17 protein-coding genes are annotated in these 14270 nt (G+C 68.2%); 3 read left to right on the top strand and 14 right to left on the bottom strand.

Annotated features, from left to right (window positions below; genetic code table 11):
* The first annotated feature begins 50 nt into the window (after positions 1 to 50).
* From CHB74_RS15130 to CHB74_RS15120, 3 genes are read left to right on the top strand one after another with little or no spacing between them, the layout of a single operon-like run.
* The gene (locus tag CHB74_RS15130) at positions 51 to 746 is read left to right on the top strand and encodes a PepSY-associated TM helix domain-containing protein (RefSeq protein ID WP_089220480.1); all 696 of its coding nucleotides are present in this window, start codon (positions 51 to 53) and stop codon (positions 744 to 746) included.
* A gap of 9 nt (positions 747 to 755) precedes the next feature.
* Positions 756 to 1274 carry a DUF2271 domain-containing protein gene (locus CHB74_RS15125; RefSeq protein ID WP_089220479.1) on the top strand — a complete coding sequence of 173 codons (519 nt, stop codon included), beginning with the start codon at positions 756 to 758 and terminating at the stop codon, positions 1272 to 1274.
* A gap of 23 nt (positions 1275 to 1297) precedes the next feature.
* Positions 1298 to 2119: a DUF4198 domain-containing protein gene (locus CHB74_RS15120; protein WP_089220478.1), complete on the top strand. Its 822-nt coding sequence runs from the start codon at positions 1298 to 1300 to the stop codon at positions 2117 to 2119.
* Positions 2120 to 2148: 29 nt separating this feature from the next.
* On the opposite strand, the gene flhB is transcribed toward CHB74_RS15120, so the two are convergent.
* The 14 genes from flhB to fliF all read right to left on the bottom strand — a co-directional run bounded on the left by flhB (position 2149) and on the right by fliF (position 14269).
* Entirely contained in the window at positions 2149 to 3285 is a 1137-nt protein-coding gene (gene flhB, locus CHB74_RS15115; RefSeq protein WP_089220477.1) for a flagellar type III secretion system protein FlhB, read from the bottom strand.
* 73 nt (positions 3286 to 3358) lie between these two features.
* Positions 3359 to 4141: a flagellar biosynthetic protein FliR gene (gene fliR, locus CHB74_RS15110; protein WP_089220476.1), complete on the bottom strand. Its 783-nt coding sequence runs from the start codon at positions 4139 to 4141 to the stop codon at positions 3359 to 3361.
* A complete protein-coding gene (gene fliQ / locus CHB74_RS15105) occupies positions 4138 to 4413 on the bottom strand; it encodes a flagellar biosynthesis protein FliQ (RefSeq protein ID WP_089220475.1) in 276 nt (91 codons plus the stop codon). The genes fliR and fliQ overlap by 4 nt, the downstream gene beginning before the upstream one ends.
* Positions 4410 to 5228 (bottom strand): flagellar type III secretion system pore protein FliP, encoded by an 819-nt coding sequence (gene fliP / locus CHB74_RS15100; protein ID WP_089220474.1) that lies wholly within the window; start codon positions 5226 to 5228, stop codon positions 4410 to 4412. Before fliP ends, fliQ begins: the two co-directional genes overlap by 4 nt.
* Positions 5218 to 5499 carry a flagellar biosynthetic protein FliO gene (locus CHB74_RS15095; RefSeq protein WP_089220473.1) on the bottom strand — a complete coding sequence of 94 codons (282 nt, stop codon included), beginning with the start codon at positions 5497 to 5499 and terminating at the stop codon, positions 5218 to 5220. Before CHB74_RS15095 ends, fliP begins: the two co-directional genes overlap by 11 nt.
* Positions 5496 to 5813, bottom strand: a complete 318-nt coding sequence (gene fliN, locus CHB74_RS15090) for a flagellar motor switch protein FliN (RefSeq protein ID WP_089220472.1) — start codon at positions 5811 to 5813, stop codon at positions 5496 to 5498. The genes CHB74_RS15095 and fliN overlap by 4 nt, the downstream gene beginning before the upstream one ends.
* Position 5814: 1 nt before the next feature.
* Positions 5815 to 6789 carry a flagellar motor switch protein FliM gene (locus CHB74_RS15085; RefSeq protein WP_245842950.1) on the bottom strand — a complete coding sequence of 325 codons (975 nt, stop codon included), beginning with the start codon at positions 6787 to 6789 and terminating at the stop codon, positions 5815 to 5817.
* A 19-nt stretch (positions 6790 to 6808) separates the two neighbouring features.
* A complete protein-coding gene (locus CHB74_RS15080; protein WP_089220470.1) occupies positions 6809 to 7390 on the bottom strand; it encodes a flagellar basal body-associated FliL family protein in 582 nt (193 codons plus the stop codon).
* Between the two features lie 13 nt (positions 7391 to 7403).
* Positions 7404 to 9077 carry a flagellar hook-length control protein FliK gene (locus tag CHB74_RS15075; RefSeq protein WP_089220469.1) on the bottom strand — a complete coding sequence of 558 codons (1674 nt, stop codon included), beginning with the start codon at positions 9075 to 9077 and terminating at the stop codon, positions 7404 to 7406.
* The gene (locus tag CHB74_RS15070) at positions 9074 to 9502 is read right to left on the bottom strand and encodes a hypothetical protein (protein ID WP_089220468.1); all 429 of its coding nucleotides are present in this window, start codon (positions 9500 to 9502) and stop codon (positions 9074 to 9076) included. The genes CHB74_RS15075 and CHB74_RS15070 overlap by 4 nt, the downstream gene beginning before the upstream one ends.
* A complete protein-coding gene (locus CHB74_RS15065; protein ID WP_245842953.1) occupies positions 9499 to 10770 on the bottom strand; it encodes a FliI/YscN family ATPase in 1272 nt (423 codons plus the stop codon). Before CHB74_RS15065 ends, CHB74_RS15070 begins: the two co-directional genes overlap by 4 nt.
* 86 nt (positions 10771 to 10856) lie before the next feature.
* A complete protein-coding gene (locus CHB74_RS15060; RefSeq protein ID WP_245842949.1) occupies positions 10857 to 11495 on the bottom strand; it encodes a FliH/SctL family protein in 639 nt (212 codons plus the stop codon).
* Positions 11488 to 12519, bottom strand: coding sequence for a flagellar motor switch protein FliG (gene fliG / locus CHB74_RS15055; protein WP_089220466.1), 1032 nt, complete (start codon positions 12517 to 12519; stop codon positions 11488 to 11490). The genes CHB74_RS15060 and fliG overlap by 8 nt, the downstream gene beginning before the upstream one ends.
* Entirely contained in the window at positions 12512 to 14269 is a 1758-nt protein-coding gene (gene fliF / locus CHB74_RS15050) for a flagellar basal-body MS-ring/collar protein FliF (protein ID WP_089220465.1), read from the bottom strand. Before fliF ends, fliG begins: the two co-directional genes overlap by 8 nt.
* Position 14270 lies beyond the last annotated feature (1 nt).

Raw genomic sequence — 14270 nt, 5'->3', positions numbered from 1 at the left:
TTCGCAAATAAGATTGTTATCGAAAATCAGTCGCGTTATGCGGGCAGCCAATGCCCGACTCCCCCACCTCCCTCAACATTCGGTCCACCGACCGCAAAACTGACGGCCGGGCGGCCGGCAAGCCGGCGCGCAGCCGCAAGTCCGCCCGCGCCTTCTGGCTGAAGCAGCTTCACACCTGGCACTGGATGAGTTCGGCGATCTGCCTGATCGGCCTGCTGCTGTTCACCATCACCGGCATCACGCTCAACCACGCCGCCGAGATCGAGGCCGAACCGGTTACGACCGAACGGACCGCGCAGCTGCCCGACGGGCTGTTGCCCGCGATCGCCCCCGATGAGGCGGCGGACGCCAAGAAGCCCCTGCCGGCCGCCGTGGCCAGCTGGCTGGGCAAGGAACTCGACGTGCCGGCCACCGGCATCGCCGAATGGTCGGCCGACGAAATCTACCTCGCTCTGCCCCGCCCGGGCGGCGACGGCTGGATCGCGATCGACCGGGCGACCGGCGGCGTCACCGCCGAGGAAACGTCACGCGGGGCGATCGCCTGGCTCAACGACCTTCACAAGGGCCGCAATTCCGGCACCGCGTGGAAATGGTTCATCGACATCTTCGCCGGCGCCTGCCTGATCTTCGCCTTGACCGGCCTGTTCCTCCTCCAGCTCCATGCGCCGAAGCGGCCCAGCACCTGGCCGATCGTCGGCCTGGGCCTCGTCATCCCCGCCATCCTGGCGGTCTATTTCATCCACTGAGGGAAACCGATGCGCACCGTCAGCCTGAGCCTTGCCACCACCGCCACGCTCGCCGCCACGCCAGCCGCGGCCGCTGGCATCGACGTCACGGTCAACATCCCGCAGCTCAAGGTCGCCGAATATCACCGGCCCTATGTCGCGATGTGGATCGAACAGGCCGGCCAGCCCGCCGCCCACACCGTCGCCGTCTGGTATGACGACGACATGAAGGCCAATGAGGGCACCAAGTGGCTGCGCGACATGCGCACCTGGTGGCGCAAATCCGGCCGGACGATGAAGTTCCCCGCCGCCGGCATCAGCGGCGCGACGCGGGCGCCCGGCCCGCAGAAGGCGAGCTTCACCGCCGGCAAGGGCGGCCTGCCCAATCTGGCGCCGGGCAATTATGTGCTGTTCGTCGAAGCGGCCCGCGAAGTGGGCGGCCGCGAATTGCTTCAGCTTCCCTTCGCCTGGCCGCCCAAGCCGGGCCAGACCGTCCGCGCCGCCGGCAAGACCGAGCTCGGCCAGGTCGTCGCCACCTTCAAGCCCTGATCCGATCCAGAGAGGATAGACCCATGCGCTTTCGCCTTGCCGGCCTCGTTGCCGCCACCGCCGCCCTTGGCATTGTCGCCACCGCCGCTTCGGCCCATCGCCAGTGGATGCTGCCTTCGTCGACCATCGTTTCGGGCGACGACGTGTGGGTGACGGTCGACGCCGCCGTATCCAACGACCTTTTTTACTTCGAGCATCAGCCGATCCGGCTGGACAATATGAAGGCCTGGGCGCCGGACGGCAGCGAGACCAAGATCGAAAATGGCGCGACCGGCCGCTATCGCAGCACCTTCGACGTGCACCTGACGCAGAAGGGCACGTACAAGATCGCCAATTCGGGCGGCGGCATCATGGGCAGCTACAAGCTGAACGGCGAGGAAAAGCGCCTGCCGCGCGGCACCCGGGCCGATCAGATCGCGACCGCCATTCCCGCCGGCGCGACCGACGTGAAGCTGACCGAAGGCTGGAACCGCAACGAGATCTTCGTGACCTCCGGCACGCCCAGCGACGGCGTGCTGAAGCCGACCGGCAAGGGCCTGGAACTGGTGCCCGTCACCCATCCCAACGACCTTGTCGCGGGCGAGCAGGCCACCTTCCGCTTCGTGATCGACGGCAAGGCCGCCAGCGGCCTGAAGGTGACGGTGATCCCCGGCGGCATCCGTTATCGCAACGCGCTGGGCGAGAAGGACTATACCACCGACGCCAATGGCGAGGTGAAGATCGACTGGGCCGAACCCGGCATGTACTGGCTGAACGCCAGCGCGACGGACGCCAAGGCGAGCATTCCCAACGCCACCGAACGCCGGCTCGGCTATGTCACCACGCTGGAAGTGATGGCGCCGTAACCGGCCATCCGCCGGATCGGCCCGCCCAATCAGCCCGTCTGCCGCCCGTCTTCGTCGAAGCGGGCGGCTTCGGGCACGGCGATATCGGGCTGGGAAATCCCTTCGGCCATGGCCCGATCGATATTGAACACGAAGGCGATGATCGTGGCGACCGCCAGATACAGGTCGTCGCGGATCATCTGGTTGGTCCGCGACGTATAATAGATCGCGCGGGTCAGCTGCGGATAGCTGAGCATCGGCACCGCGCTTTCGCGGGCGAGCTGGCGGATCTGATCGGCGATCACGCCGCGCCCCTTGGCCACCACCACCGGCGCCGCATCGAAGCCCGGACGATAGCGCAGGGCAACGGCGAAGTGCGTCGGGTTGGTGAGCACCACCGTCGCTTCCGCCACCGCCTTGCGGCCCGACGCGCTCATTTCATGCTGCTTGCGGCGCAGCGTCGCCTTCAGCTCGGGCGAGCCTTCATTTTCCTTATGCTCGCGCTTCACCTCGTCCTTGGTCATCTTCAGGCGGCCGCTGCGCTGGAAGATCTGGGCGGGAATGTCGATCGCGGCGATCGCGACCAGCGCCAGCGCCATCACCAGCACGGCAAAGACGAAGCTGCCGCCGAGATCGCCGATCGCAGTGCGGATATCCTGCCCGCCCAGCCCGACCATCAACCCCGCCTGATCGGCGATCAGCCACCAGCCGACCGCGCCGAGCACCAGCACCTTGGCCAGCGACTTGCCGAGTTCGATCAGCCCCTGCATGCCGAAGATGCGCTTGATGCCGCTAAGCGGGTTGAGCTTGTTGCCCTTGAACGCGACCGCGCCCCAGCGGAAACCAAGCGAGCCAAGCGCGGCGGGCGTGCCGATCGCGGCGAGCATGGTGAGGCCGAACAGCACGACCACCGGCAGCGCGATGATCCCCAGCATCATCAGAAGCGCGCGGGAGGGATCGAAATCACTGACGGCGCTGCTGTCGAAGGTGAGCGAGGCGCGCAGCATCTCCTCCAGCGCGCCGACCAGCCAGGGCCCGGCCAGCGCCAGCCACGCCGCGCCGGCCAGCACGACAAGCGCGGTGCCGAGTTCGCGGGACTGAAGAACGTCGCCCTTTTCGACCGCCTCGCGCTTGCGCTTCTCGGTCGGGGCTTCGGTTTTCTGGTCCTTGTCGGCCGCCTCGAACAATCACGCCTCCGGAAATGGAGTACCAGCACTGCGCCAAGATGGTTAACGAAGCGTTGAGCGGGGTAGAATCGATCTAGCCGCCCCGTGCCAGCGTGCCCGCCATTTCCAGCCCGCGCTGGATGGCGGCAAGGATCGCATCGGCCATCACCGGCGCGGCGATGGCGAGCAGGATGATGCCGGCGAGCAAGGCGGCGGGCAGGCCGACCGCGAACAGGTTCATCGCCGGCGCCGACCGGGCGAGCATGCCCATCACCACCTGGACGAGGATGATGGCGAAGGCGACGGGCAGCGCGATGGCGACGCCCGCCGCGAACACGATGCCGCCGAAATCGACGAGCCCCTTCAGGCTTTCCGCACCTAGCCAGGCCTGGCCGGGGGGTAGCGCGACATAGCTTTCGAACACCAGGGCGGCGAGCGCGAGATGCCCGCCGATCGACAGGAACAGGAAGGTGCCGAGGATCGACAGGAACTGGCCGAGCGCGGGGCTGGACTGCCCTGATTGCGGATCGACCATGCTGGCAAAGCCGAGGCCCATGGCGCTGCCGATCGTCTCGCCCGCCAGCAATGCCGCCGAAAAGCCGATCTGGACGGCAAAGCCCAATGCCAGCCCCACCAGCACCTCGCCCACAACCATGACGAATCCCTCGATCGAGGCGATGCCGGCGTCGGGCAGAGTGAAGGGCACCACCGCCGTGGCCGGAATGCCCACGGCCAGCGCCACGATCAGCCGCAATTGCACCGGCACCTGCGGGCTGCCGAACACCGGCGCCGCGATGAAGGCCGCGCCCGGGCGGATCATGGCCAGCATCCACAACCAGAGCTGCGCTTCGACCCCGGCAAAGCCGGTGGGCATCATCGCATCAGATCCGGGATGCGGGCGAACATGTCGCGGGTGAAATCGGCGACGAGCAGCATGATCGCGCCGCCGAAAATGGCGAGCGCCACGCCGACGATGATCAGCTTGGGCACGAAGCTCAACGTCTGTTCGTTGATCGACGTCGCCGCCTGGATCATGCCGAGGATCAGGCCCGCGGCCAGCGCGGGAATCAGGATCGGCGCCGACGCGAGCGCCAGCACCCACAGCGCCTGCTGGGCGACACCGACAAAATAGTCGGGGCCCGCGATCATGTGACGAACGACCCCGCCAGCGACCCCATGGTCAGCGCCCAGCCATCGACCATCACGAACAGCAGCAGCTTGAACGGCATCGATACGATCGACGGCGACAGCATCATCATGCCCAGCGCCATCAGCGTCGATGCGACGACCAGATCGATGATCAGGAAGGGCAGGAAGATCAGGAAGCCGATCTGAAACGCGGTCTTGAGTTCGCTGGTGACGAAGGACGGCAGCAGGATCGAGAAGGGGATGTCCGCCGGCTTGGCGAAGGGCGGCGACTGGGCGAGATCGGCGAACAGCTTGAGATCGGTCTGCCGTGTCTGCTTGACCATGAAGCCGTGCAGCGCCGTGCCCGACCGCTTGATCGCTTCCTCGATCGAAATCTGGCCGGCGCCATAAGGCGTGTAGGCGGCCGTGTTGATCTCCGCGATCACCGGCCGCATCACGAACAGCGACAGGAACAGGGCGAGCCCGACGAGCACCTGATTGGGTGGCGTCTGCTGTAGCCCGAGCGCCTGGCGCAGGATCGACAGCACGATGATGATGCGCGTGAAGCTCGTCATCATCAGCACCAGCGACGGGAGCACCGTCAGCAGGCTCATCAGGACGAGGATCTGCAGCGACAGCGACAGCGGGCGGCCATCGCCCGAAATGGTGCTCATCGCCCGATCGAGCGCGCCGGGGCCACCGGGGGCCGGCAGCGGCGCGGGCGCGGCGGCCTGCGCCAGCGCGGGATGCGCCCAGAACAAGGCCGCGAACAGGGCCACGGCCAGCGCGGCCAGCACAAGCAAGGTGGATCGGCGAGGCCGCGCCTCAGCCAGCATGATCAACCGCCCCGTCGGGAATCTCGCCTTCGGCGATCAGGTCCATCCGGCCGCGCGACACGCCGACCAGATAACGCTTGCCCGAAAATTCGACGACGGCCAGCCGGCCCATCGCGCCCATCGGCACGGCATCGACCACCTTCACCGCGCGTTCGCGCGCGCCGATCGTCATGCCCGGCTGCAATTTGCGCCACAGCCAGAGCGTCGCGAATGCCATGCCCGCCACCAGCGGCAGCAGGATCAGAAGGCGCAGGATATAAGCGGTCATCATGCGCGGCGTTCGAGCCCCGCGAGCCGCGCGTCGGCGGCGACGACATCGACGATGCGGATGCCGAAGCGGCCGTTCACCGTCACCACCTCGCCCTTGGCGACCAGCGTGCCGTTGACCAGGATGTCGAGCAGTTCATTGGCCTGCCGATCCAGTTCGACGACGCTGCCCTCGGCAAGGTCGAGCAGTTCGGATAGCTTCAGCGAGGTCGATCCCACCTCGACCGAAAGGCGCAACGGAATATCCGCCAGCAGCCGCAGATTGCGGCCCGCCATCGGATCGGCCGGCACCGATGCGGCTTCGCCCCCTTCGCTCATCTCATTGTCCCTGTTCGACATGTTCGACCATCAAGGCCGCGCGGCCTTCCTGTTCCCCGATCGTCCCATAAGCCAGCCGGCGGTTGGCGACAATCAGCGGAACCTTGGGCGCAAGACTGATCGGGATCACATCCCCCACCTTCAGCGCCATCAGATCCGCCACGGTGAGTTCCGGCCGCGCGAGCACGCTGCGCACCGGCAGGCGGACATTGCTGAGCGCCTGCACCATGCGGCCGCGCCATTCGCTGTCGGCGGGCCCGTGATCGGTATGCACCTTGGCGGCAAGCTGGGTTTCATAAGGCCGCAGCGCGCCAAGCGGATAGATGATCGACAGGCTGGACGAGCGGCCGGTGCCCGGCGTGATGATGAAGCGCTGGACGACCACCGGCTCGTCGGGCCGGACGAGGCTGGCATAAGCGGCATTCGTCTCGCGCGAGACGAAGCTCGCCGAAAGCGGCGTCACATCGGCCCACACATCGACCACGCCTTCCATCACGCCATCGGCCAGCCGGGTCAGCAGTCGTTCCTCGGTCGGCGTGAATTCGCGCGCGCGGTGGCGAACGGCCGTGCCGCTGCCGCCGTAGAAGGCGTCGACCATCGCGGTCACGAATTCGGGCTCGATCACGGCGAGCACGCCGCCCTTCAACGGGCGCAGGCGATAGAGGTTGAGGCTGGTGAAGCTCGGCAATTCGGCGCGCCAGCGATCGAAGCGCATCGTCTGGTGATGTTCGGGCGTCACCTGCACCTTGGTCCGCGCGAACGGTTCGATCACCGCGCGCAGGTGGCGGGCCTGCCGTTCGGCCATCCGTTCCAGCCCCGACAGGCGATCGGCCGAACCATAGCCGTCCTGGCCGAAAGTATAGGGCCGGACGACGGCATCATGGCCGCCATCCGCGCCATGGCTCTCGACTTCGGTCAGCTCCGCCATCAGGGCGCCGAGCGCGTCGTCGCCGAGCAGGGCCTTGTCATCCCTCATCGCGTCGTCCGTCATGACGTCACTGGATGATGAAATTGGTGAAATACACGTCGTCCACGCCCCCGAAGCCCTCTTTCCGAACGAGCACTTCGTTTATCGCTTTCTTGAGCGCTTTTTGAAGCTCCTTCTTGCCGTTGGGCGTCGAAATCACGAACGAATCCTGATCGGCCAGCGTCATCAGCACGGCGGAGCGGATCGCCATCTCATGCGCCTTGACGCGATCGATGACGCGCTGGTCGTAATAAGTGGAGACGCCGAGCGACACCTGCATGAACCCGTCCGAATCGCGCAGGTTGGACGTGAAGTTCTGCGCGAGATCGTAATAAGTGGCCTTGTAGCGGCCCGGATCGACCACTTCTTCCAGCGCGCGGGCCTGCTTGTCGCCGGCATGCGCGGCTTCCTGCCCGCCATCCTTGGGAACGAGCTTGGGCTTGTTGGGATCTTCCGGCTCGCTCTTGTGGCCACCGGCAAGCCCCGCGCCCGCCGCATACAGCCCCGCCCCGACGCCGCCGCCAAGCAGCATCAGCGCGCCCACGGTGGACAACAGCACCACCTTGAGCTTGCCCTTCTTCTTCGGCGCCTTGCTGGTCTCGTCGCTCACGATTCAGTTCCCGTCATGCATAGCGTTCGCGAGGATTGCCCCGCCGTTCGGATTGATCCGCATCTACCGCGTTCATGGTTACCGACGCGTTTACATATGCGTTCTGCGATTGCGGATGGGGCTGGCCCGGCTGGCCATCGGCCCAGCCGCGCTGCCCTTGGCCCTGGCCTTGCCCCTGGCCACCCTGCTGGCCGAGATCGACATGGGTTTCGCTGATCTTCATGCCGTGCGCGCGCGCTTCGGCCACCAGCCGCCCCTGCGCATCGGCCAGAATCGCGCGGGCCGCCTCATTTTCAGTGGTCAGGCGCACCGAGGCGCCGTCGTCGCCGCGCATCAGCTCGACATGGAGCGAGCCGAGATGTTCGGGATTGAGCTTGAACTGGAGCCGCGAATCGATCGCCGCGGCGGCCGTGATGTCGCGGGCGAGCTGATCGAGCCAGGCGCTGTCGCGCGCGAGATCGAGCTGATGGCCGATAACGACCTGCCCGATATCGACGGTATTGGCCGGCGCGGACGGCGCGGCGGCATCGGGAAGCGCCGCCGTGGCACTGGGCGCCGCAAGCGGAACCGGGGTTGCGGTTGGCGCGGTCGGCGCAACCGGCGCCGTCCCGGCGTCCGCCAATTCGGGTGCAACCGCGTCGCTGGCTGCTGAGACGTCGCCACGCGGCGCTTCGATCACCGAATCACTCGCTACCATGGTTGCGGTCGCCGGAGCAGCGACCGGCATCTGGGCCGGCCGCGCCGCCGATTCAACCACCGGACGGGTATAGAGCGGAGCGATCGCTTCCTGCGGCCCACGGCTCACGGACCGGGCCGGAACATCGGCGGGCGCAAACAAGCGCGGCGCGGTCGGATCAGCCGAAGCGGGTGTAGCAGGAGCCGTCGGCATGTCGGCCGGAGCCGCAGCGGCCATTGCGCTCCGGTCGGCAGCGATGATCGGTGCTGTCCCACCGGCCTGCGCCGGGACGGGGCTAACCGCCGGCTGCGGCCCGGCGGAACGAACGGAGGCTTCGTCGGCCTCGGCTTCGGTCGACGGCACGGCCGGGCCGCCCGCCGCCTGCACGGGTGGCGGCGGGACGACGATCGCCGCGGGAATGATCGCGGCCGCCATCGCCGAATCGCGCTGCGTGGCATCCTCCACCGGTGCATCGACGATTTCGATCGGATCGCCATCGCCCGCGTCGTCGCCTTCGCCTTCCGCTGGCGCGGGCTGATCGAAATCGGCGGGCGTCAGGATCACGGGGCGCAGCCGCTCCGGCATCGCCACCAGCGGCAGGCCATCGCCGACCGGCAATATCGTCGGCGGCGCAGCGGGTTTGCCGCCCGGCGGTGCAGCGATCGGTAGCGATGCGGGCTGGCCAGCCGCAGCGGGCGCCGTAGGTTCGCCATCAACAAGCGTCAGGCCGGCGGCCCCCAATATGTCGCCAAGCGTGGGCGCCGCCATATCGTCGGCTGCCACCGTTGCGCCGATCGTCGCGGCGGATGTGGCCTCGGCCGTCGCCGGCGCATCGGTGACGAGCCCCGCGACGGGCCCACCATCCGACGCGGACGGGACGAGGCCCCCCAGCCCCGCCACCGCCGCGTCGAACCCGGCTGCGGCCTCGGCCGCCCCGGTCTTGCCGCCCGGAATCGACAGCCGGAGCCCGGCCAGCAGCGAACCCAGCGATGTCGCCGCATGCCCGATCATGCCGATTTCCCTTCGTCGCTTAAGGTGCGCCGGCGGCCGGCGCCGGGGGCGCGGCGTTCGCGATAGGCTTCGAGCGCGCGCGCCGCCTGTTCGCCCAGGCGCTCGGCGCTTTCCTGGCGGATGCGGGCTTCGAGGCGCAGTTCGGCCGATTTGTCGACGGCTGCCTTGGCGCCGACGATCGCGTCACGCAGCCCGTCGCGGGCATTATCGAGGCGCATGGCCATTTCGGCGGCGTTGGCGAGCGCGGCGCCCGACGCAACACCCGGCGCCATATTCAGGCTTTCGCGCAGCTGGCGCAGCCTGTCGGAACTGGTTTCCAGCGAGGCGAGCCGCCCTTCGGCCTGCGCCACCACGGCCTGCGCCTGCAGATGCTGGGCGCGGCGCACGCGGATGATCCGCTGCCGGCGCTTGACCACCGACTTCACTGGCCGAACCCGTGGCCGAGCATCGCGGCGGACTCGGCATAGTCGATCCGATCCTTCTGCCCCTGCTTGATGAAGGCGTGGATTTCGGCGTGACGCGCGATCGCCTCGTCGATCTGGGCGTCGCTGCCTTCGCGATAGGCACCCATCAGGATGAGATCGCGATTTTCCTCATAGACCGCCCACAGCCGGCGCAGATTGGCCGCCGCGCGCAGATGTTCCGGCGCCACGATGTCGGACATGACGCGGCTCAGCGACTTGCCGACGTCGATCGCCGGGAAGACGCCCTGTTCCGCCAGGCTGCGCGACAGGATGATATGCCCGTCGACGATGGCGCGCGCGGTATCGACGATCGGATCGTCGGTATCGTCGCCATCGGCGAGCACGGTGTAGATCGCGGTGATCGAGCCGCCGGTGCGTGCATCCGCCCCGGCGCGTTCGATGAGGCGCGGGATCAGGCCGAGCGCCGAGGGCGGATAGCCCTTCATCGTCGGCGGCTCGCCCAGCGAAAGCCCGATTTCGCGCTGGGCATGGGCGACGCGGGTCAGGCTGTCGACGAGCAGCAGGACGCGCAGGCCGGCCTCGCGGAAGAATTCGGCGATTGCCGTCGCCCGCATCGCCGCGCGCAGGCGCAGGAGCGGCGGGTGATCCGCCGGCACCGCGACGACGACGCTTTTCTGGCGGACCGCGCCGGAGAGCTTGGTGGCGAGAAAGTCCGAAACCTCGCGGCTGCGTTCGCCGACCAGGCCGACGACGATCACATCGCATTCGGCGCCCGCGATCATCTGCCCCATCAGCACCGACTTGCCGACGCCCGAGCCCGCCGCGATGGCGATGCGCTGGCCGACGCCGGCGGTGAGCAATGCGTTGATCGCACGGACGCCCATATCGAACGGTTCGGTGACGCGCGCGCGGTTGAGCGGATTGCCGAGCCGGCCGGCGAGCGGCCAGCGGTGGCTGGCGGTGATCGGGCCTAGCCCGTCAAGCGGTTCGCCCAGCGCATCCATCACGCGGCCGAGCAGTTCGACGCCGACCGCGACCGAGCCGCCCTTGCTGTCCGGTTCGACCCGCGCGCCGGTGATGTGCGGCGCATCGGCATCGAGCGCCATCATCAGCGTGCGGTTGCCGCGAAATCCCACGACCTCCGCCCGGCAGGCATTGCCTTCCGCGTCGATCACCCGCGCACCCGATCCGATCGGCTGGTTGAAGCCGGTCGCTTCCAGCATCAGCCCGTCATAAGCGGCGAGCTTGCCGATCCGGCGCGGCCCCATATGGGCGATGTCGATGCTGTCGAGCAGCGCCGCAGCATGGCCGGCGAGCGCGCCCGTGGCGGCCGGCATCGTCGAACCCTGGGCGATCACCGCGGCACCCCCATCTTGTCGAGCGCGATGCGCAGCTTTTCCAGCCCGACCTCGGGGCCGTCCTCGATCCAGCCTTCGCCGGTTTCGACCAGCACCATGCCGGGGACGATCGCCTCGTCCGCGATCATGGCGACCGGCAGATCGGCGCCCTGCAGCCGCTGGAAATCATCCGGCGACAGGCGCATGCGGGCGGGGATCGATTCTTCGGCGATCAGCTCCGCCGCAGCATCGGCGCGCGCGCGGATGATATCCTGATCCAGCGTCACCTCGCCGACGATCTGGCGAACGAGCCGTTCGACCGTTTCGGCGAGCAGCAGGCCCAGTTCGTGATGCGGTTCGGGGCGCAGGGCCTCCAGCGTTTCGGCCAGCCGCAGCACGGCATCGCGCTCGGCGGCGCATTCCAGCTCCACCGTCCGCCGGCCTTCGTCGAAACCGGCGGCGAAGGCATCCGCCTCGATCTGGGCCATATCGACCTCCGGTTCGGCGACCGGCGCGCGGACCGCCGGTTCCACGACGCGCGGCGCGGGATCGCTGCGCCGCAGCCAGGGGGTGAAGTTCCTGAGGTTGGGCTCGCACACGAAATCGCCCAGGCGCGCGGCGGCGATGCCGGTCGCGGCACTCCACATATCAGACATAATCGTCGTTCTTTCCGCCCAGGTTGATCGTGCCCGCATTCGCCAGCTGCCGGGCGATGGCGAGCATCTCCTTTTGCGCGTCCTGCACCTCGGCCAGCCGCATCGGGCCGCGTTCGGCCATTTCGTCCATGATCGACTGCGCAGCGCGGCTGGACATGCAGCCGAGCATCTTGTTGCGCAGCCGTTCGTCCGCGCCCTTGAGCGCGACGACGAGGATCGAATTGTCGATCGCGCGCAGCAGCGTGCCGAGATTCTTTTCGTCGAGCGCGTTCAGGTTGTCGAAGACGAACATCTCGTCCTCGATCGTCCGCGCCAGCGTCTTGTCGAGCCGGCCGAGCGAACGGATGATCCGCTGTTCGGCGGCGGTGCGCGTGTTGTTGACGATCTTCGCCGCTTCGCTGGCCCCGCCGCGACGCGAGGTGGCGCCGCCGCGCATCGTGTGGCCGAGCTGGCGGAGGAGGACGCGTTCGAGATCCTCAAGCGCTTCCGACGTCACCGGCCCCAGCTTGGCGATGCGGTAGATGAGATCGGTCTGCAATTCCTCGTCGACGAGCTGGAGGACATCGGCCGCGATCGGCGGATCGAGATGCGCCAGCACCAGCGCGCCGATCTGCGGATGTTCGTTCTCGATCAGCGTGGCGATCGTGCGCGGGTCCATCCACTTCAGCGCGTCCAGCGTGTTGGTGCGCGTCGGCGGGGTGATCCGTGCCATGATATTGTCGGCGCGGTCATTGCCCAGCGCGCGTTCCATCATGCCGCGAATATGGCGATCGGCCCCGAAGCCGATCGTGGTGCGCGCCCGCGCCCGGTGGACGAACAGATCGAGCACGCCGTTCACCTGATGCTCGGTCACGTCGGCGACGCCGAACATCGCGCCGCCCAGCATCTGCACCTCATCGGGATCGAGCCGGGCGAGCACCTCGGCCGCTTCTTCCTCGGCCAGCAGCATCAGCAGGATCGCCGCGGCCTCGCAGCCGGCCGGCATCCGCTCGCTCGGGCGGGTCAGCGTGTCGACGTCAGCCATTGCGGGCATCTCCTGAAGGGTTGTCGGCGCGGATCAGATCGCGGACCACCAGCGCCGCGCGCGAGGGATCCTGGCGAACGAAGCTGCGGATCAGTTCGGCGCGTTCGGCATAGCCGGGCGTCGCCTCGATCATGTCGAGCGTCACCGGCTGGGCGGGATCGATCCGCGTTTCGCTGGCGATGGTCTGGGCGATTTCGCGGCCGACCTGACTGCGCTGCAATTCACGCTGGGCAGCCGCCTGTTCGGCCCGCTGCGCCGCCGTCGCGATGCGCCGCTTGAGCAGCGGGCGGGCGACACCGAACACCAGCAGCGCGGCGATCAGCAGCGCCGAAAGATTGCGCGCGGCGAGCGCGACCCAGGGCGCATCCCACCAATTGCCGCCGGCCGGTTCGACATTCACGTCGGCGAACTTGCGGCTGTTGACGGCGATGGTGTCGCCCCGGTTCTGATCGAAGCCGACCGCGCCCTTCACCAGATCCTCGATCGCGGTCAGCTCGGCGCGGGGGCGCGGCTTGCCGTTGACGTCCTTGAGCGCCACCGCGACCGACAGGCGCCGCACGGTGCCGACCGGATTGCGGGTGACGGAGACTTCGCGGCCCAGTTCGAAGGTGCGGCTGTAATTCTCGTTCGTGCGGCTCTGCGCGGCGGTCGCACCGGGGGCGTCGGGCGCACCGGGCACCGGCGGGGTGACGGCGCCGCCGGGTGCGGCGGCCACCTGGCTCGCCGGCGGCGGCGAATTGGAAATCGCACCGGGGATGCCGCCCACGGCCTGCGGGCCATCGGGGCCGCCTTCCTTGGTCCAGGCGCCCTGTTCGGCGCGCACCGAGCCAAGATCCTTGGGATAGCTTTCGCGCGTGGCCTGCACCTCGGCGAAATCGAGATCGGCGTGCACCTCGGCGGTGTAGTTGCCGGCGCCGACGATCGGGACCAGCAGCTTGTCCAGCGCCTCGCGATAACGCTGTTCCATCTTCGCCTGGATTTCGATCTGGCGTTCGCTGGCATCGGTGACGGCATCGCCGCCGGCGCCCGACAGGAGCTTGCCGGTCTGATCGACGATCGATACGTCATCGGGGCTGAGGCCCGGAACCGAGGACGCGACGAGATGGGTGATCGCCTTGACCTGCGCATCGCCCAGCGAACGGCCGGACTGGAGCTGCAGCATCACCGACGCGGCCGACTGCTTGGCATCGCGCAGGAACACGCTGGGCTGTTCCACCGCGAGGTGGACGCGCGCGGCGGCGACGGCGTCGATCTGTTCGATGGTGCGGGCCAGATCGAGTTCGCGGGCGCCGCGCAGGCGTTCGCCTTCCACCGCCCGGCTGGCGCCCATCGGCAGCGAGCTGATCATCGCATCGCCGTCGGGCGCGCTCTTGGGCAGGCCGGCCTGGGCGAGCAGCATCTTGGCGCGATAGAAATCGGCGTCGGAAACGGTGAGCGTGCCGGTATCGCGGTCGATGGCATAATCGACGCCGGCGGACGTCAGCGCGTCGACCACGGCGGCCTTGTCGCCATCGGCCAGCCCCCGGAACAGATCGCGCTGCGGCGGCTGGGCGAAAAGCATCCAGGCCAGCGCGGCGATGCCGAGCATCGCGACCAGGCCGATCATCGGCAGGCTGCGCTGCACGGCCGGCTGATCCATCATGCCCTTCAGGCGATCGATCATCTGGCCGGCGGGCGGGCGCCCGGCGGTGGGGATGGCAAGCGCGCGACCTGGGGTGGCGCCGTCGGGAGAAGCTGCGATCTCGGCCATG

The sequence above is a fragment of the Edaphosphingomonas laterariae genome (genome assembly GCF_900188165.1).
Classification (GTDB): domain Bacteria; phylum Pseudomonadota; class Alphaproteobacteria; order Sphingomonadales; family Sphingomonadaceae; genus Sphingomonas_E; species Sphingomonas_E laterariae.
This window is presented reverse-complemented; position numbering and strand designations above follow the sequence as displayed.